Consider the following 18,736-nt stretch of genomic DNA (forward strand, 5'->3'; position numbering starts at 1 on the left):
CCCCAGCCGCCGCCCCCGCCTCCCTCGTTTCCGCCGGAGAACCAGTCGCCGATTCGCGGGTGGAGCAACCAGAAGTTCCTGACGGTGATGGTGGCGCTCGGCTTCGGGGCGTTCATCTTCTGGTGCTGCATGTGTTCGTTCGGTTCGTATCTGGGGCAGGAGTGACGTCGACGGGTCGACGGCGCCAGAACGCGGGGCGCGCAACGGCCGCCGTTCTGATTCAGAAGTTACACAAGTTTCATGAAATCATGAATTATTGCCTCGGATAGGCTTTCGCCACCGCAAAACGTTGAGGGGAGCAATTTCATGGTGCCGTCACGCGACGAGTCGGCCGTGCGCGAGTTCGTCGAGCGCTTCGGCGCGATGCTCGCCGACCACGGTTTCCCGCGCATGCCGGCGCGGGTGCTCATGGCGTTGACCGCGGCCGAGGAGGACTCGCTGACGGCAGCGGAACTGAGCGACCGGCTCGGGGTGAGCGCCGCCGCCATCTCTGGCGCGTTGAAGTACCTGACCCACGTCGGCCTGGCGGAGCGGATCGCGGTACCGAACTCGCGGCGCAATCGCTACGCGATCACCGATCAGAGCTGGTACACGGCGTCGATCGTCAAATCCGGCTTCCTGGAACGCTTCGCGAGTGAGGTCGACACGGCGGTCGACGCGGTCGGCGGTTCGACCTCGCACGCGGGCGACCGCCTGCGGGAGATGCGGGACTTCTACCTCTTCCTGCACGACCGCCTTGAATCCATGATGGATGAATGGGCGGAGTGGCGCAAGCAGCGCCCCGATCCACCATCGTCGTCCGAGACCCCGGGTTAATCCACAATGCTCACGGGAACGGCGTTCGACGGCACCCCGCTCCCGTCCATCACCACCAGCCGATAGTCCCCCGGACGAACCGGCGCACCCGCACGGACCGTACTGCCCTGCGTCGTCTGCCGCACCGGTCCGACCGGCAGCCAGTGCATCGCGCGATCGCCGCCCACCGCCAGCAGCCCGACCCGAACCGAGGCGTCCAGGCTGTCGCCACCGGCCCGAATCGCGAACTCGGCCCCGCACCGAAGCCCGTCACCGCCCGGCACGTGCTTGATGAACGGGCGGGGACCACGCCACAGATAGGGCGGAAAGTACCGGACCTCGTCGGCGACGACGGAGCCGTCCGGGTCGAGGCGGGGCACGCCGGTCAACGGCATCAGCGTATCGCCCACAGTAGAGAAAGTGCGCGTCTCCGGGTCGTACAGCCGCCAGCGCCGATCCCCGTCGCACAACAGCAGTGAGCCGTCCGCGAGGACGGTCGCCGTGCGCCACGCGTGGCCGTCGGCGGCCGCGACCTTTCGGCAGCGCGCCGTCCCGACCGCCGCCGATCCCTCCACATCGATCACATGCGCGCCCGCCCCCGCGTCGCCATGGAACACGGAACCACCCGGTTCGTGGGCGGAGCGCGGCAGCACCGCCGTCACCGTCGGGCCGGTGACGCCCGGAACCTCGGCCGAGTCGAGCAGCCGGGGCGCCTTCCGACCTCCACGGCGCTGCCCGTACAGCCAGGCGCGACCCGCGTCCATGCACATGATCAACTCGTCCTTGACGCGCGTCGCGGGGAACCGGTGCACCAGATCGGTTCGCTGCCACGCGGCGTCGCTCTCCCTGGGTTCCGGCGACGGCGCGGCGTCCCCGCGAGCAGTCGCGTCGGACCGCCAGATCCCGCAGACCGGCTCCACCCACACCGCGATGCTGAGCGTGCCATCCGGAGTGGACACGACGATGCGGTCGGTCGCGCGACCGGACTCCCCGACGTCCCGGGGCGCGACCCACACCAGGGCGGGCTCCCCGGGTCGGGTCACCAGGTCGATCTCGCGCAATCTGGATTCGTTGCGGCCCAAGGACACCGCGATCCGCTCGCTGCCGCAGGCGACCCGCAGCGGAACGGCGCGCGGCGCGGTGGTGCCGAGGGTGATCGGCACGGGCTCACCCCAGCCGTAGTCGTCGAGACGCAGACGCAGCCAGTTACGACCGGCGCGAACGTCCAGCTTGGACACATCCAGGAACGGCGCCGACGAGGCCACGCCCGAACCGGCCGAGGCGACACCCTCGACCGACGACGCCGTGCGCTGATGAAGCGGTTTACTGAACAACCGGCTCGCGAACGAAGCGGGGACGGCGGGATTGACCACGACACAGACTCCTGAACGCAAAGGGGATGCACCGAAGCGGCGCGGAGGGTGGGACGACGACATCGCGAACGGCGAATCTAACCGATAGTGTTCGCATAGTAACGAAAAGTGGGACGTGATGTCGGAACAACACGGCATCGACGTTCACCACAACGTCGCCACGTCCGCACCCGGCTCGACCAGCGGTATGGCACCCTGTCCGAGATGTCCAAACGCACAGAGCGCGCAGCCAAGGAGCAGCGCCCACCGGTCCCGTCGCCCCTCCCGGTGCCCATCGCCGACAGTCACTGCCACCTCGACATCGTCGCGGGCTGGGGGTGGGACACCGACCGCACCAGCGTCGTCGAACCGACCCACCCCGACGTCGCCCGCGAACTCGACGACGCCCACGCGGCCGGTGTCGCCCGTGTCGTCCAGGTCGGCATCGACGTCCCCTCCTCGGAATGGGCCGTCGCGCTCGCCGAACACGACTCCCGCGTCGTCGCGGCCGTCGCCCTGCACCCCAACGACGCGCCGAAACTCGACGACCTCGACGGGGCGCTCGCCGAGATCGAGAAGCTCGCCCAACGACCACGCGTCCGCGCGCTCGGCGAGACCGGCATGGACTACTACCGCACCGACGAGACCGGTCGCGCCCAACAGGAGCGGTCGTTCCGCGCGCACATCGCCATGGCGAAGCAGTACGACAAGACCCTCGTGATCCACGACCGCGACGCCCACGACGACGTCCTGCGAATCCTCGCCGAAGAGGGCGCCCCCGACCGGGTCGTTCTCCACTGCTTCTCCGGCGACGCCGTGTTCGCGCGCGAATGCGGCCGCCGGGGCTACTTCATGAGCTTCGCCGGGAACGTCACCTTCGGCAACGCCTCGATGCTGCGCGAAGCCGTGGCGGTGTGCCCGGAGGAACTGCTGCTCGTCGAGACGGACGCGCCGTTCATGGCGCCCGTCCCGTGGCGCGGACGCAAGAACGGGCCGTTCCTGGTCGGCGAGACCGTCCGCTTCCTCGCGAACCACCTCGATCGCGACCTGGAATCGTTGTGCGCCACGGTCGACGCGAACACGACCACCGCCTTCGGCGACTGGTGACGACGGAAGGCCCGCCGGCAGTCTGAGCGCCGGGCGATCACGCCNGGCGCGCTCCCCAGCGCGTCGACATGGCTCGACGCGAACCGTTGCCGCCCAGCGTGTCCGCCCATCCCTCCGACGACACGGCGGCCCGACGAGGTGACGCCGCGCGCCGACGCGGCCCCAACCCCACCCGGCATGAGTCCGGCGCCGCCCACCCGTTCATCCCGCTCGGTCGGCGGGGACCCCGAACGGAGACGACCACGAGGCCTGGACGGACGGCGAAAGCGGTCGAGGGTCGGACACTCGGGGGCATACCGGTCGCGCTCGACCCGGTAGCATTGGCCGCCGTGTCGCGTGAGCCGCAACCGGTTCGAGAACGGCGACCACCCGCGTCCCATCGACCGGGCGAGATCCGCAGCGGTCCGCAGGACCGCGACAGCCCCGAAGGAGAACGATCGTGCAAGGCGTAGTGCTGGCGGCCGGACAGGGACAACGCCTGCGGCCCGACACCGATGATCTGCCGAAGACGCTGCTCCCCGTGGACGGCGACGACACGATCCTCGACATCGCGTTGCGCAACCTCGCGGCGGCGGGCGTCACGCAGACCGCGATCGTCGTCGGTTACGCGTCCGAGGCGATCTCGGCCCGCGCCGACGCGCTCGCGGTGCGCTACGGCATGCGCCTCGACCTGGTCTACAACGACCGCGTCGACTGGAACAACGCCTACTCGTTGTGGCACGCCCGCGAGTTCTACGCGAACGGCGCGCTCCTCGTCAACGGCGACACGGTGCACCCCGCCTCCATCCAGAAGACGCTCCTCTCCGACGAACGCGACGGCATCCGGCTCGCGGTCGACTCGGTGAAGACGCTGACGGACGAGGCCATGAAGGTCACCGTCGACGACTCCGGCGCGGTCGTCCGCATCACCAAGCTCATGCCGCCCGAAACGTCCTTCGGCGAGTACATCGGCGTCGCGCACATCGGCGCGTCCATCGCCGACGAGTTGACGGCCGCGTTGGAGCGGACGTTCAAGAGCGATCCGAACCTGTACTACGAGGACGCCTTCCAGCTGCTCGCCGACTCCGGCCCGAACCTGCACGCCGTGTCCATTGGAGACGTCGAGTGGGTGGAGGTGGACGACCACACGGACCTGGCGCTCGCCAGGGAGCTCGCATGCCGCTGCTGACGCGCACCGTCACCGCGCCGCTCGCCGTCGAGACGCACTCCGGGGCGATCGCCCACCTCGGGGACCTGCTCGCCGACCGGCGCATCTCGGCGGGCGGCGACGTCGCCGTCGTCGTCGGACCCGGCATCGGCGCCCGCGCCGCCGAACAGGCCCGCCAAGGCCTCTCCCGCGCGGAGGTCATCACCCTCGCCGAAGGCGCCGGAACCCACGCCGGCGCGATGAACCTCGCCGAGAAACTGCGTTCCCGCAACTTCGACGCCGTCGTCGGCATCGGCGGCGGACGCGTCATCGACACCGCCAAGTACGCCGCCTTCCAGCAGGGCATGCCGATGGTGTCCGTCCCGACGAGCCTCGCCAACGACGGCGTCGCCTCGCCGCTCGCGTCGCTCGACCGCGACGGGCACTCCATCTCCTACGGCTCGCACATCCCCATCGCCGTCATCATCGACCTCGACTACGTGCGCGAGGCGCCCGTTCGCCAGCTCGCCTCCGGTGTCGGCGACGCCCTGTCGAACCTCTCGGCGACCGCCGACTGGGAACTCAGCCACTCCGCCACCGGCGAACCCATCGACGGGCTCGCCATCGCGCTCGCCCGCGCCGGGGCCGAAGCGGTCCTGCGGCACCCCGGCGCCCTCACCGACGACGACTTCCTGACGAGCCTGGCGAACGCGCACGTCCTCGGCGGAACCGCGATGGCCGTCGCGGGTTCCTCGCTGCCGTGCAGTGGCGCCTGTCACGAGATCGCGCACGCGCTCCAGGAACAGCACCCCTACGTGTCGACGCACGGCGAGCAGGTCGCCGCGGGCGCGCTGCTCGCGACGTTCCTGCGCGGAGACACTGCCCTGTTCGCCGAGATGGCGGCCGCACTGCGACGGCACGACCTGCCGCGCACCCCCCAAGACTTGGGGCTTACGGTGGATCAGTTCACGGCGGCGGTAGCCTATGCGCCACATACCCGCCCCGGTCGATACACCATTTTGGAGCACCTCGCTCTGGACGTCTCGACGTTGCGCGCAAGGATTATGGATTTCGTTGATGAGCTCGACTAACGCAACTCCGACCCGCCCCAAGCGGATCTTCCCCAAGACCACTGGAACGACCGCGTTGTGGCGCCACCGCAACGTATTGCGAGTCTTGGTCCAGCGCGACTTGGCCGTGAAGTACCAGTCCTCGGCCCTTGGCTATCTGTGGTCGCTCATCGAACCGATGGGCATGGCCGGAATCTACTGGTTCATCTTCGGCGTCTTGTACGCCAAGGAGAACGCCCTGCCCGACGGCGTGTCGTACTCGCTGTACATCGTCTCCGGCATGTTCGCCTGGATGTGGGCGTCGTCCGCGATGAGCGAGTCCACCACCTGTCTCACCTCCCAGTCGACGCTGATCCGCACCATGCGGGTGCCCCGCGAGGTCTTCCCCGTCGCGCGGGTCTTCGCCCGTTTCGCCGAGTTCCTCGCCGGGCTCCCGATCCTCATCGCCTTCGCGATCTTCGGCGGCGGCACCTTCAGCTGGAACCTGCTCGTGCTGCCCGCGGCCATCCTCGTGCAGGCGATGCTGCTGACCGGTCTGGCGTTCGTCCTCGCGACGATCAACGTCCTGTTCCGGGACGTCCAGCGGTTCATGCGGCTCGTCATGCGCGTCCTGTTCTACGCCGCCCCGACGATCTACCCCTTCGCCATGGTCCTGGAGGCCGAGAAGGTCCCGCACTGGGTGAAGGTCCTCTACCAGGCCAACCCCTTCGTCGGCATCATCGAGATGCACCACTACGCGTGGATTCCGGGCCTCGGCACGCTCAGCTGGCAGCTGGTCGTCTCCAGCGTCGCGACGAGCGTCGTCGTCCTGTTCCTCGGTCGCTGGCTGTTCTACCGCCTTGAGCCGACCGTGCTGAAGGAGCTGTAAAGTCACCCCGTCGTGACGTCGTGCGCGTGCGACGGCCGTCGAATCGTTAGAATCCCGTGATCCCCGCCCGATCGGTACGGTTGAACCGTGACCCGAACAGCCAGAACGGCAGGCTAAGCATGCGTAACACGAACCTCCCCAACGACGCCGAACTCATCATCACCTCGGGCGCCCAGCGACCGAGATTGACGTTCCTGGGCGTCGGCCCGCTGGGAGGCACTTACGCCGCCTGTTACGCCGAGCTCGGCTACGAGGTCCTCGGATACGACGTCGACGCCGGGCGCGTCGAGAAGTTCTCCGCGGGCGAGCTCCCCTTCCACGAGAACGGCCTGGAGGAGCTCGTCCGCAAGAACCTCGCGACGGGACGCCTGCGATTCACGACCGACCCGGACGAGGTCGCCGAGTTCGGCGACGTCCACTTCCTCTGTGTCGGAACGCCTTCGCGCCCCGACTCGCACTCCGCCGACCTGTCCTACATGGAATCAGCGGTCACGACCCTGGCGACGCGGCTGACCCGACGCTGCATCATCGTCGGCAAGTCCACCGTCCCCGTCGGCACGTCGTCCTGGGTGCAGCAGCTCATCGACAAGCACTCGCCGAAGAACGTCGAGGTCGAGGTCGCGTGGAGCCCCGAATTCCTCCAGGAGGCCAACGCCGTCCAGGACGTGTTGCGCCCCAACCGGGTCGTCCTCGCCGCGCAGAGCGACTGGGCCCGTGACCTCCTGCACGCCGCCCACAAGGGAGTGTTCGAGCTGGCGGCGCTCGAGGACCGGCACGTGCCGCTCGTCGTCACCGACTTCGCCACCGCAGAACTCGTCAAGGTCGCCGCGAACGCGTTCCTCTCGACGAAGATCTCGTTCATCAACGCCATGTCCGACATCTGCGAGGTCACCGGCGCCGACGTCACGGCGCTCGCCCGGGCGATCGGTCACGACGCCCGCATCGGCAACAAGTTCCTCCGCGCCGGCATCGGCTTCGGCGGCGGCTGCCTGCCGAAGGACCTGCGCGCCCTGTCCGCCCGCGCCGAGGAACTCGGTGTCGGCGAGTCCCTGCGCTTCCTCTCCGAGATCGACGCCATCAACATCCGCCGCCGTTCCAAGGCCGTCCGGATGGCCGCCGACCTGACCGGTCGCGGCAGTGGCCCCGCCGGCCCCGAACTGAGCGGCGTCCCGATCACCGTCCTCGGCGCGACGTTCAAGCCCGACACCGACGACATCCGCGACTCCCCCGCCCTCGACATCGCCCGGAGACTCGCCGGTGCCGGTGCCTCCGTGACCGTCTACGACCCGCTCGGAGTCGACAACGCCCGCGCCCAGGAACCGCAGCTGCGGTACGCCGCGTCGCTCATGGAGGCCGTCGACGGCGCCGAGCTCGTGTGCGTCCTGACCGCGTGGGAGGAGTTCCGCCACCTCGACCCGGAGGCCCTCACCGACCTCGTCGCCTCGCCACGCGTCCTCGACGGCATGAACTGCCTCGACCCCCAACTGTGGCGCAACGCGGGCTGGACGTACCGCGGCATGGGACGCGGTTGACGGATCGTTCGCGGCGTCCGTGATCACGGTTCTCTACGCCGCCCGCCGAGGATCGCCTCCGTTCCACGGCACCCGGCGACAGGTGTTTCCCTTGCGGCCGTGAGGTTCCACCGACACCATCACGGAAATGCATCCGGAGTGCCCACGCGGCTCGGCCTGACTGGCTGATGCGCTCGCGGCCGTCGGTGAGTATTCTCGTGAAGGCTTGCCTGCTGTCACAAGGAGTCCCCCGTTGTTTGCATCCACCCGTTTCGTCCGGCGGCTCACGGCGACACTGTGCGCCACGACCCTCGCGCTCGGCCTGGCCGCCTGCGGTGGCGAGGACCCGAATGCCAAGAAAGAGCCCAAGGTAGACCCGAACGCGCCGGTCGAGGTCGAGTTCGACATCCCGCAGAACTTCGTCGAGCAGGACGTCTACGAGCCCCTGACTCCGCTGTTCGACGACTGGTCGGCCCGTTCCTTCAAACTCCAGGGCGTCGAGAACGGCGAGCACGAGATCATCTGGGTGATGTCCTATGTGCTTCCCTATGACACGGACAGCATGGACGCCGACCAGCTGTACGCCCTCGTCGACGGCTACATCCGCAAGGTCGACAACCTCAACGAATCCGGCGTGATCTACCCGTCGTTGTCGAACGGCCGCGCGGGGTACCACCGCTACATCGTGGTCCCGGGCCCCTCCGGCGAGGACAACATCCGCTACGACTCGGACTACTTCTTCGACGGCAACAAGCTGGTCCAGATCGGCTGCCAGAAGAAGTCTCAGGACGCGGCGGTCCTCGAAGGCTGCAACGTCATCCTCGACACGCTCAAGTTCTGAGCCTGACCGCCGCGCGGACGGGCGGCGGTCAGGCTTCGACCTGTTTCCATCCCGCGATGGGCCCGCTCCCGTCGGCGCCCTGTTTCGCCGTGTAGAGACGGGCGTCGTGTCCGAGCATGAGCGCCCTGGCGACGTTGTTCGCGTCGAAGACGAGGCTCGGAAGCCCGATGCACATCGGCCCGTCGGGCTCCGTCCACTCCATACGGTCGCGGTTCGGGTCCCACTCGGCGAAGGAGACCTGGCCGGAATCGGTCCGGATCGCTAGCGTCGCACCGGGATTGGCGTTCTTCCACGGAAGCATCGCGACGGATCCGGTACCGGTCCTGCCGGACAGCATCCGCGCCCCGCCCTCGACTTGGTGACCGTCCGACGTCAGGACGTAGAGCACGACCTCCGTCGACTCAGCCTCCCGCGTCGCCACGGCGATCCGTCCGTCCGCGAGCCGCGCCACCGTCGGCGGAGCGGCGGGCGAGACACCGTCGAGTTCCCGGTACGTCCATCCGCCCCCGGTGGACGTCCACTGCACGATTCCGCGTTGCCCCGCCGCGAACACGTGGATCGCCCCACCGTCTCCGACGATCGCGGAGAGACCGTCCTGGATGGTGGGGCCGGACACGAGCTCCCAGTCCGACCAGGTGTCGTCCGAACGACGCCGGTAACTGAAGGAGCGGTCGAAGTTGCGCGCGAACACGTATCGGGTCCCGTCGCGCCCGCGCAGGAACACCGGTTGGCCGACTCCGCGTCGCTCCACCGGGTCCGCGTTGATCGCGGCCGGGTTTCCGAGGGTCTCCCAGTACGCCATCGCCGCCCTGCCGGGGATGTCCGCCCGGACGATCTCGCGGATGTGGTTCTGGTTGCTCGGTGTGACCTTCGGCCGGATCCCTTGAATGGACCAGGTTCCGTCGCCCGCCGGCGCCACGGTCGGCTCCGGCAGGAGGTAGTCGTTGTTCAGGGGCACGGGTTCCGTCCAGGTCCCCGAGCCGGGCTCGCGTTCCGTCCAGTACAGGACTCGACTGCCGATGGTCGTGACGGCGTTGATCCGGCCCCCGTTGCCGAGGATCGCCCAGTCCGTCCGTTCGGGGTACCGCACGATGGTGCTGAGGCCGTATCCGCCGGTCGTCCCGATGCCGCTGACGTTCAAGTCCCCGCAGCCGAACTCGGCGCCGCACACGCGGTGGTCGTTCCAGCCGTAGATGTCGATGGGCGGTGCCTTGCGTTCGAGCGCGTTCTCGCTCAGGTTCGCGGGCCAGCGGCGGTTGTAGTAGCCGCGGTAGGACGTGATGAGGGCGTCCTGGCCGCCCGCGGACTCCCGCCAACGCAGGTACGCCGCCCACGTGAACAGCGCGGTCGGGGTGTGGTCGTATGAGTCCGAGAAGCCGGTCTGATCGGCGTACTGGCGGTTGTCGTCGTTGTGGACCTGGCTGTCCGGGTCGAGGTCCATCGTGCGGATGACGCGCGGCCTGACCATTCGGAACAGCTCCGTCAGGGTGTTCAGGACGTCCTCGCGGGTGTACCGGTACGTGCCGGTGACGGGCGAACCCGGTACGACCATCGTCGGCTGATTGTCCGACCGGTCCTGCCACAGGTGGTAGAGCCGACCGTTCTCGACCTCGTCGACGAGCTGCGCGTTCACCCACATGTTGAGGAAGACCAGCTTGGCCGAGTCGTTACCGTCCAATGTGGCGATCTCGGCGACGTGCCCGCGCCCCAGCGGCAGCGCTTCGCGAGTCCAGGGGGCGTCGGCGTCGCCCGTCACCATGTACGCGTACGCCGATCGAAGGCCCTGATAGCGGGCCGCCGTATAGCCCTGGAAGTCGGGCTTGCCGCCCTTTCGGGCCTTGCTGCCGTTGAAGCCGTCGGCTTCCCCGCAGGTCAAGCAGACGGTCATCTGCGACGCGCCCGAGGCGAGGCCGTTCAGGATGTCCAGATTGTTGAAGAACAGGTCGTCGTCCGGGTGCGCGATCACCTGCATGTGGTCGGCGCGCAGCTTGTCGGCCAGCTCGGTCGCGTTCGATTGATCGCCCCCGCTCGACGCCCACAGCGAGGCGCCCACGCCGATCGCCGCGACTCCTCCGGCGCCGGCCGCGCCCAGCGCGAGCACTTTGCGGCGGGTCGGTCCGACGCGGCGTGGCTGGGGCGGTGGTGGCGGCGGAAAGTAGGTCGGATATCCGGTCATAATGGACGTTCCTTCGGCGACGATGAAGGCGTCTCCCAGGGGCCGGATACCGGGAAGTACGCGTTGAGGAAGGTCCGCACGACGAGCTCCTGCTCGGTCGCGCTGACCTCTTCGGAATCGGAGTCGGCGAGGCAGACGGTGTCGTAGCCGCGCACCGACAGCAGTCTCGTCAACAGGGGATGGTGGTCGTAGTTTCCGAGGTCGATGTACTGACAACGAATCGAACCGGGTGCCGCCGTCCCCGAGAAGAATCCATAGTGGTGGTGCAACGACGCCGCCATGGAGATGTCGGTGTTGTGCCGGAATCGGTTCGCGGCGGTCCGGTCGACGTCGGTGGCGAAGGTCTGCGCGATGTCGGCGAGGACGTCCTTGCGCAGCGGATGCGGAGCGTGCGCGAAGCCGTTCGTCACGACACGGCCGAACTTGCCCCGCAGAAGCGCCCGATTGTTCTTCGCGGCGGCGAAGTAGCCGAGGTCGTCGTCCACGACGGGGCCGATCGGCACCTGGGTGGGCGTGTGGAAGAACCGCGTCGATCCGTTGCTCTGGAAGAACCTGCCGGGCGTGAGCGGCCTCGCGAGGAAGACGTCGTCGTTGATGTACAAGAAGTGGTTCGACAACCCCGGGATGTTGTGAAGCTGTGTCTCGATCGCGTGCGAGTTGAACGTCGGCAGCACCGACGGGTCGGTGAAGAGGTCCCGGTGATCGACGATCGTGATCCGCGGGTGGTCGGCGTCGAGCCAGTCGGGCGTCTGACCCGCCGTGACGATGTAGATGTTGCGGACCCACGGCGCGAACATCGCCACGGACCGCAGTGAGTAACGCAGCTCGTCCCGGTTGCGGAAGCGCGCGGCGCTCGCGTCACCGGGGGTGTCCTGGTGCGCGGACCGCACGCGGAGCCACTCGGGGTCGGAGTCGTCGACCCAGGTGTACACGGCGTCGATCGGGAAGCTCACGTCCGACGCCAGGTCCTCGGTGAACTCCTTCAGCGTCGGATAGTCGCGGTTTCCCTGCCGGTAGCGCGCGTTGGGAACGAGACTCGGCAGGCTCTTCCCGAGCGAGGTGGAGCGCGTCGGACCCACGAACTGTCCACTGTCGTCAACAGTCCAGAACTCGACGTCGCAGCCGAAGGCCGGGCCGTAGCGGAGGGTCCGACTGGAGGACACGACCGGTCGGAACATCCGCAGGGCGGCCGCGCCCCGGATGGACGTCAACGATTCGGCGAGGACGGCCCCCGGCTTGTCCCCTCGCGGCGCGACGAGCTCGGCGTAGACCGGCTGGCCCGCGAAGCGTCGGGCGAACGCGGCGCACACGGCCTCCTGGTCCGCCGCGTCGACCGCGATGCGGTGCTGCGTTCCGCCGTCCCTGAGCAGACAGTGGACGATGCCGGCCTCTTCGAGCGTGTCGACGACGAGATCGAGGTTCTCCAGCGCCGCGTCGTTCGCGAGCAGGTCGTCCCGTTGTTGGGCGAGACGGCCACCCGACATCGTGAGGCCCGGGGTGGTCGCGAGGATCGCCTCCTCCCGCTCCTGGTGGCTCAAGTCGGTCGGGGTCAGGCGTTCGGCGGGCACCGCCGTCGCGAAGCGCCGTCCCGTCGTCGCGGCCTGCGCGGCCATCCGGCGACGTTTGGCGACCTGTCGCTCGGCGTCGCTTTCGCCGGTCGTCAAGCGCTCCAATAGATCCAGCCAACTCGCGGTCACCCGCTCCGGCGAGAAGCGCTCGACGCCCGCGAGCGCCGCCTCGCCCATCGCGTCGAGCCGGACCGGGTCGCTCATCAGCTCCGCCATCGCGTCGGCGAGGCCCTCGACGTGTCCGGCCGCGACGAGCAGCCCGTCGACGCCGTGTCGGATGATCTCGGCCGGACCGGTCAACACGTCGTACGCGATCCCGGGGACACCGGCCGCGAAGGCCTCCACCAGCACCAGGCCCCACGCTTCGCTGCGCGACGGCAACAGGCAGATCGAGGACTTCGCCCACTCGTCGGCCATGTGGGGCGAACTCCCCACGAACTCGACCTGATCGGTGGCGTCGAGGTCCTCCGTGATGCGGCGAAGCCGACGAAGCTGGCTCCCGTCGCCGAAGACGCGAAGACGCCAGTCGGGGAAACGGTCCTTGATCAACGCGAAGGCGCGAATCCCGTGGTCGACCTGTTTGTCGGGCACGAGCCGCCGGGCCAACACAATGGACTTGGAGGTTCGCGTCGACTTCGGGACGTACTCGGCCGGTGCCGCGTTCGGGATCGCGACGAGTACCGGGGCCGCCGCCTTGAACGACTCGGCGAACCATTCGCGGGTTCGGTCGGTCAGCGACACGAGGGCGTCGAGGCGCGGGCCGAAGATCAGCAGTGGTTCGCCCGTCGGCCCACGCAGTTGGGACGGCCGGTGCTCCGCGTGGATCGTCCGCACGGCCGCTGGCGCGTATGTCACGGCCGCCGCCATGAGCGCGGGTGACGTCGTCACCAGCACGTTCGTGTCCAGGCCCGTCAACGCGTCCGTCATCGCGAAGTCAGACAGGCGGTTGAACACCTTCTCCCATCCCGGGTCGATGATCTCGCTGCGCATTCCCGCCAGCGCCGAGAGGTCCGTGACGGACAGCCCGTCGGGGTCGTCGATCGGACGCTGTGGGGTCGTCCTCCGGTCGATCAGGTAACGAACGGGGATGCGTTCGTCGACCGGGAAGAAGGGTTCCGCTTGGGTCTTGAAGACGCTGAGGATGTCGACGTCGTGGTGGTCGGCGAGGTTCGCCGCGAGGTTGAACGTCGCGAGCTCCGTGCCGCCCATCTCGTCCGCCCAGGTCAACAGGAACGTGATCTTCATGGCGTAACACCCTTCGATGGTGCCAGGGGACTGGTTCGCAGGGCGAGACTGCCCGCGGGCGTGAAGTAGAACTGGGCGTGGACGGTGGTTCCGTCCGGTGCGGCGAGGTATCGGGGCGGGCGGCGCAACACCTGTTTGGGGTCGCGCAGGTCGCTGATCCACCGGCCCAGCCGCAGCGGGCCACCGGCCGTCGGAAGCCGGAAGTCCCACACATGTTCGCCGTCCCCCGCGACGGTCAGGATCGTCGCGGGGATGGAGAAGGTGAAGTGGTCGCCGTCGTAGTGGACGGGAACGGCGTGCCGTTCACCGGAGTCGCGGTGGTTGATGTGGACGACGTCGGTGGTGAGCGCCTGGGCGTTGATCCCGAGAACGCGGCCTGACACGGTGAGGGTCGTCCACGTCGCGCGGGTGGCCGTGACCTCCGCGCGCGGCGGGGTGGGGGCGACGCGGACGAACGCCCGGCCGCGATAGCCGGTCGCCAGGCTCAACGCCATGCCGAGGTCGGGGCGCGGCGGCGTCGCGAGGGTCGGCCCGCCCTGGTGGTGTGGAGGCGGGGCGAGGACGTCATAGACCGTCGAACCCGCCATCACCTTGAAGCCCAGGTACTCCGGCTCGGTCAACCCCGGGATGAACCACTGTGGATCTATCAGCGCGGTGACGTCGGCCCGGCCGCGTCCGACGGACATCGGCCACGCCGCGATCGAACCGCGCCGCCCGCCGACCCGCAGCACGACGGGGCCGTCGACCTCGTCCAACGGAACGCACAGGTTCAGCGTCTGACCGTCCAGCAGCGACAGATGCAGCGGCCTCAAGGTCGACTCCGAACGCGACCGGGAGAGGTTCGACCCGTTGCCCGCGTTCGTCAGCGCGCCTCTCGTCTGCGCGAGGACGGTCACGCCGCGCGCCGTAGCGCGGACACGGTCTCTGGCCGACTTGATGCGGCGGGTCAATTGCACGCGGAACCACTGCTTTCACACGGGACGACGGGACGATCACACCGACGCGGAGCGCGTCGGATCGGGTTGTTGGGGCGGGCTCGAGTCGGATTCCTTTCTTTGCCGATGCAGTTGCGGCGTCGCCTTCGGCAACTCCAGCGAGGTGGCGTTGGGGAAGTACGTCGCGAGGAAGTCCGAGATGACCCGGTGTTGCAACTCGAGCGGGACCGCGTCGGCGTCGGTGTCGTTGAGGCAGAACGAATCCATGTCGCGGTTGGAGATCAGCTCCGACAGCCGCAGCGGCGTCGACGGATCCGCCAGGTCGGCGTACATGTAGGACACCTTGCTGGGCACGGCGCGGCCCGTGCAGTACGCCCAATAGTGGTAGAGCGAGGAGGTGATCGACAGGTCCGACGGGTGCCGGAACTGGTGGCTCGCCGTCGCCTCCACCTCGGCGTGGCAGCTCTGCGCGATCTCCGCGAGAACGCTGCGCCGCAACGGATACACGATGTGCTTCATCTTCCGCACCGTCGTCTTGCCGAAATGGCGCTCGATGAGCGTGCGGTTGTTCTTGGCGGCCGCGTCGACCGGGGAGTCCTTCACCGACGCGGGATTCAGGTCCACCATCGCCGGAGACGGGAAGAAGTAGCTCAACCCGTTCGGGGAGAAGAACATGTCCGGCGTGACGGGACGGCCGATGAACATGTCGTCGTTGACGTAGAGGAAATGCTCCGACAGACCGTCGATTCGATGCAGCCGCGATTCGATCGCGTGCGAGTTGAACGTCGGGAGCTTCCCCGTGTCACCGAAGATCTCCTTGTGGTCGACGACCGTCACCTTCGGGTGCGAGACGTTCAACCACGTCGGCACCTGATCGTCCGTGACGATGTAGATGTGTCGGATCCACGGCGCGTTCTCCTGCAACGACCGCAGCGAGTACCGCAGCTCGTCCCGGTTCGTGTACCGGGAATCGGACGCCGCCATCGGGTTCAGGGTGTTGACTCCGGTGTGCTCCACCATCGCCGCGTGCTTGCGTTCCCGCCACGCCGGATCGTCGCCGTTCACCCACGTGTAGACGGCGTCGACGGGGAAGGTCACCCGGTCCGGCGGCGTCACCGTGAACTCGTCGCGAGTCTGGTACGCCTTGTCGTCGAACGGACCCGCGAAGGAACCGAAGACGTGTTCCGGCGCCTGCGTCACCGGTCGCGACGCGTCGACCTCCGGCGTCACCGGGTTCTTGCGCGGGGCCATCAGGCGCTCGCCCCGTTGCGTCCAGAACTCGATGTCGCAGCCGAACCGCTGCCCGTATACGGCCCGGCCGTCCGGCGCCGACACCGCCTGGAACACCCGCAGGATCACGCCCGACCCGGAACGTCGCCGCGTGGTCGAGTCGTCGACGGACCGCCAGCGCAATGAGTAGCGGGTGTCGCCCTCGAGTAGACGCGCCAGCTCGGTGCGGATCTTGCCCTGAGCCGACAGCGGCACCCCGACGGCCGTCCCGAACGGGTTCGCCGAGGTCACCCGGAAGTAAGGAATCCCGAGTCTCCGCATGGCGTCGATCGCCGCGTCGAGATTCGATCGCCGCAGCGCCAGCGGAGTGGCCGAAGTCACAGTTGCCCGAACGAGCGCCCGTTCGTCGCGAACGATGCGCGTATTGCCGGGAGCGGCGATGGACAAATGCATACGGGACCGCGACAGCCTGCGCGTCAACGACATCCGCCTGGCCTGCGGAATCAGCCCGATGACGGCACGACGCAACGGCTTGGGCGCGAAACGATAGATGGGCCGCATCGACCGTCACTCACCCATCGCAGGGCGGGCCGGGGTTGATGCCGTGAGGTTGCGGGTCAGCACAGCCGGATCACACCTTTACCGATGTTGTTTGGAAGGCGGGGGCTCGCGACGGCGCTCGCCAGCCGTCGACCCAGCTGAGGGTCACGTCTCGCGCGCCAACCCGTGCTCCCGCGAACGCCCCGGAACACGATTTGTCACCGCGGGCCGAGGCGCTTTCGAGTGCCCAAGATTATCAGCCACGATCACCTCGTCGCCGTATATGACCAATACGCCCCACTATCACCAAGAGTGCACAGTGATACTTTCCGTCACCCGCTCGGGTGTGTCGAGATTTTTTCGGGAGGCACCAGAACAGGACGAAATTTGGTGCGTCGTCGACTCGGCGTTGCGCATCAATGACGCTCAGGGATCGATGTAACTTCGCGAACATGACTCGAATAACCGTGGACGTCAACGACGAGTGGCTGACGGCCGCGCAACAGGAACTCGGTACGACGACGAAGGTCGCCACCATCAACAGCGCCCTTCAGTGCGTCGCGGCGCGCCACATGGCGAAGGTGGCGATCGACGTCCTCGACCGCGTGTCGATGGACTTCTCCCGTCCGATCGATCCGTTCGCCTACGACGGCGGACGAGACCTGTCCCGGCTCGAAGCGGACGCCCGCGGGAACGACGAGGAGAGATACTGATGCCCAGAGCGCTCTATCTCGCCGACACGTCCGTGTGGGTGCTCCGCTTCCGCCATGAGGTCGTGAAGGATCGTTGCGACGGGTTGATGCTGGCGGGTCGACTCGGCCTGTGCCAGACGACGGCGCTCGAGTTCCTCAGTGCCGCACCGGATCCGCAAGTGTACGCCGAGCTGCGGAAGTGGATGGATGGTCTACTGCGAATGGACGTGACGGCGGACGCGATGCGTCGGGCCGTGGACGTCCACGCGAAGCTGGCCGAGAAGGACTGGCACAGGGACTTTCGGCTGCCCGCGCTCGTGACCGCCGCGACGGCCGAGATCCACGGCGTGAGTCTCCTGCACTACGACAGGGACTTCGAGAGGATCGCCGAGATCACCGGCCAGCCACACGAGTGGGTGGCTCCTCGCGGTTCGCTCTTATCGCGAACGGAGGATCGGTCCCACATGTCGACGGCCTGACCGAGTTCAGGCCGTCTTCTTGGCGGCGGCCTTGAGCTGCTTCTTGTGGTCACGGACCTTCTGGAGGGATTCGGGGCCGGTGATGTCGGCGACGGACCGGAACGACCCGTCCGCGCCGTAGTCGCCGGCGGCGGCGCGCCAGCCGTCCGGGGTGACGCCGAGCTGCTTGCCGAGGAGCGCCAGGAAGATCTTCGCCTTCTGCTCGCCGAAACCGGGGAGGGCTCTCAGCCGTTCGAGCAGTTCCTCGCCGGAGTCGACGTCGGTCCACAGCTTCGTGGCATCGCCGTCGTATCGCTCCACGAGGTACTGGCACAGCTGCTGAACGCGCTTCGCCATCGAGCCCGGGTAACGGTGCACGGCGGGTTTCCGCGACAGGAGTTCGGCGAACGCGTCGGGGTCGTATTCGGCGATCTGCGTGGCGTCGAGGTCGTCGACACCGAGACGTTGCGCGATGGTGTGCGGCCCGGTGAACGCCCATTCCATCGGCACCTGCTGGTCGAGGAGCATCCCGATCAGGTCGGCCAGCCGACTCCGTGACAGCAGTTCGTCGGCCTCGGCGTTCTGTGCCAGTCGCAGCTCCATACGCGGGAGTGTAGAGGCTGTCCCGAGGTCTCGGGCCGCGTGAGACGCGTGTCAGGGCGTCAGTCGACGAGGCGGAGGATCGCCCACGTGCCGGTGCCGCCGATGACACGCCGCCGGTCGTACGCGGTCAGCCGTGGAGTCGGCCGGCCTTCATCGCGGTGACGATCCCCGCGAACTCGCCGCGATCGATGCCTAGGATCGGGGAATCGTTTCCGAGCTTGCTGTCTCGCACCTGGAACAGGCCACTGGTGGGGGTCCGGGCCTCCACGCACGCACCCCCCTGGCTACTGCTGCGGCTGGATTTGCGCCACTCGACGCATGCACCGCCTTGACTGGAACTGTGGCTTGACTTACGCCATCGACTGACGATCACTGTGGAGACTCCTTGCGAGGGGAAAGGCCGCTGTGGACATGACGATAGCGGCACGAAGACGCTACTGTATCTCGCGGATCGCTTGCGCCCCAACCGACCTAGCCCTTCACACCCACTCTGTCCCCACTCCCGTTCCGGCCCCCACCCACCNCCGCTTGGTTGGGCAAAAGTTCCGCTTGGTTGGGCAAATTGCGAAATCAGGCGTGTTTCCGACATTTGGCCAACCAAGCGGAGTGGACGGTGGGG

General features: G+C 68.0%; 16 protein-coding genes. 9 read left to right on the forward strand and 7 right to left on the reverse strand.

All coding sequences use genetic code 11. The features are described from left to right. Positions 1 to 306 precede the first annotated feature (306 nt). Complete coding sequence (locus tag ACM9NP_RS22665) at positions 307 to 816, forward strand: GbsR/MarR family transcriptional regulator (RefSeq protein WP_415648792.1); 510 nt, start codon at positions 307 to 309, stop codon at positions 814 to 816. Here ACM9NP_RS22665 and ACM9NP_RS22670 read toward each other — a convergent pair. Further along, on the reverse strand, positions 813 to 2,168 hold the full coding sequence (locus ACM9NP_RS22670) for a hypothetical protein (protein WP_415648794.1): 1,356 nt from the start codon (positions 2,166 to 2,168) through the stop codon (positions 813 to 815). The two genes, ACM9NP_RS22665 and ACM9NP_RS22670, sit on opposite strands and share 4 nt — an antisense overlap. Before the next feature lie 204 nt (positions 2,169 to 2,372). Between ACM9NP_RS22670 and ACM9NP_RS22675 the strand changes: the two genes are divergently transcribed. The 6 genes from ACM9NP_RS22675 to ACM9NP_RS22700 all read left to right on the forward strand — a co-directional run bounded on the left by ACM9NP_RS22675 (position 2,373) and on the right by ACM9NP_RS22700 (position 8,670). After that, a complete protein-coding gene (locus ACM9NP_RS22675) occupies positions 2,373 to 3,254 on the forward strand; it encodes a TatD family hydrolase (RefSeq protein WP_415648795.1) in 882 nt (293 codons plus the stop codon). A gap of 439 nt (positions 3,255 to 3,693) precedes the next feature. After that, positions 3,694 to 4,422, forward strand: coding sequence for a phosphocholine cytidylyltransferase family protein (locus ACM9NP_RS22680; protein ID WP_415648796.1), 729 nt, complete (start codon positions 3,694 to 3,696; stop codon positions 4,420 to 4,422). Next, positions 4,410 to 5,471, forward strand: a complete 1,062-nt coding sequence (locus ACM9NP_RS22685) for an iron-containing alcohol dehydrogenase family protein (RefSeq protein WP_415648797.1) — start codon at positions 4,410 to 4,412, stop codon at positions 5,469 to 5,471. The genes ACM9NP_RS22680 and ACM9NP_RS22685 overlap by 13 nt, the downstream gene beginning before the upstream one ends. Beyond that, the gene (locus ACM9NP_RS22690; RefSeq protein ID WP_415648798.1) at positions 5,458 to 6,318 is read left to right on the forward strand and encodes an ABC transporter permease; all 861 of its coding nucleotides are present in this window, start codon (positions 5,458 to 5,460) and stop codon (positions 6,316 to 6,318) included. The genes ACM9NP_RS22685 and ACM9NP_RS22690 overlap by 14 nt, the downstream gene beginning before the upstream one ends. A 185-nt stretch (positions 6,319 to 6,503) precedes the next feature. Further along, positions 6,504 to 7,850 (forward strand): UDP-glucose dehydrogenase family protein, encoded by a 1,347-nt coding sequence (locus tag ACM9NP_RS22695; protein ID WP_415648808.1) that lies wholly within the window; start codon positions 6,504 to 6,506, stop codon positions 7,848 to 7,850. 232 nt (positions 7,851 to 8,082) lie between these two features. Continuing rightward, positions 8,083 to 8,670, forward strand: a complete 588-nt coding sequence (locus ACM9NP_RS22700) for a hypothetical protein (RefSeq protein ID WP_415648799.1) — start codon at positions 8,083 to 8,085, stop codon at positions 8,668 to 8,670. Positions 8,671 to 8,698: 28 nt separating this feature from the next. Here the strand turns inward: ACM9NP_RS22700 and ACM9NP_RS22705 are convergent, their stop codons facing one another. From ACM9NP_RS22705 to ACM9NP_RS22720, 4 genes are read right to left on the reverse strand one after another with little or no spacing between them, the layout of a single operon-like run. Continuing rightward, positions 8,699 to 10,846 (reverse strand): PIG-L family deacetylase, encoded by a 2,148-nt coding sequence (locus ACM9NP_RS22705; protein ID WP_415648800.1) that lies wholly within the window; start codon positions 10,844 to 10,846, stop codon positions 8,699 to 8,701. After that, a complete protein-coding gene (locus ACM9NP_RS22710) occupies positions 10,843 to 13,659 on the reverse strand; it encodes a stealth conserved region 3 domain-containing protein (RefSeq protein WP_415648801.1) in 2,817 nt (938 codons plus the stop codon). The genes ACM9NP_RS22705 and ACM9NP_RS22710 overlap by 4 nt, the downstream gene beginning before the upstream one ends. After that, a complete protein-coding gene (locus ACM9NP_RS22715; RefSeq protein WP_415648802.1) occupies positions 13,656 to 14,615 on the reverse strand; it encodes a hypothetical protein in 960 nt (319 codons plus the stop codon). Before ACM9NP_RS22715 ends, ACM9NP_RS22710 begins: the two co-directional genes overlap by 4 nt. Positions 14,616 to 14,651: 36 nt before the next feature. Continuing rightward, positions 14,652 to 16,385 (reverse strand): stealth family protein, encoded by a 1,734-nt coding sequence (locus tag ACM9NP_RS22720; RefSeq protein ID WP_415648803.1) that lies wholly within the window; start codon positions 16,383 to 16,385, stop codon positions 14,652 to 14,654. A 431-nt stretch (positions 16,386 to 16,816) separates the two neighbouring features. On the opposite strand from ACM9NP_RS22720, the gene ACM9NP_RS22725 reads away from it, so the two are divergent. Both ACM9NP_RS22725 and ACM9NP_RS22730 read left to right on the forward strand, forming a co-directional pair. Continuing rightward, positions 16,817 to 17,077: a DUF2191 domain-containing protein gene (locus tag ACM9NP_RS22725; protein ID WP_415648804.1), complete on the forward strand. Its 261-nt coding sequence runs from the start codon at positions 16,817 to 16,819 to the stop codon at positions 17,075 to 17,077. Continuing rightward, a complete protein-coding gene (locus ACM9NP_RS22730; RefSeq protein WP_415648805.1) occupies positions 17,077 to 17,535 on the forward strand; it encodes a PIN domain-containing protein in 459 nt (152 codons plus the stop codon). Before ACM9NP_RS22725 ends, ACM9NP_RS22730 begins: the two co-directional genes overlap by 1 nt. 6 nt (positions 17,536 to 17,541) lie before the next feature. On the opposite strand, the gene ACM9NP_RS22735 is transcribed toward ACM9NP_RS22730, so the two are convergent. Continuing rightward, positions 17,542 to 18,117 carry an HhH-GPD-type base excision DNA repair protein gene (locus tag ACM9NP_RS22735; protein ID WP_415648806.1) on the reverse strand — a complete coding sequence of 192 codons (576 nt, stop codon included), beginning with the start codon at positions 18,115 to 18,117 and terminating at the stop codon, positions 17,542 to 17,544. Positions 18,118 to 18,244: 127 nt separating this feature from the next. Continuing rightward, the gene (locus ACM9NP_RS22740; RefSeq protein ID WP_415648807.1) at positions 18,245 to 18,544 is read right to left on the reverse strand and encodes a DUF397 domain-containing protein; all 300 of its coding nucleotides are present in this window, start codon (positions 18,542 to 18,544) and stop codon (positions 18,245 to 18,247) included. Between the last annotated feature and the right edge of the window lie 192 nt (positions 18,545 to 18,736).

Origin of the sequence: Stackebrandtia soli (genome assembly GCF_965137155.1) — a bacterium.
In the GTDB taxonomy this organism is placed as follows: domain Bacteria; phylum Actinomycetota; class Actinomycetes; order Mycobacteriales; family Micromonosporaceae; genus Stackebrandtia; species Stackebrandtia soli.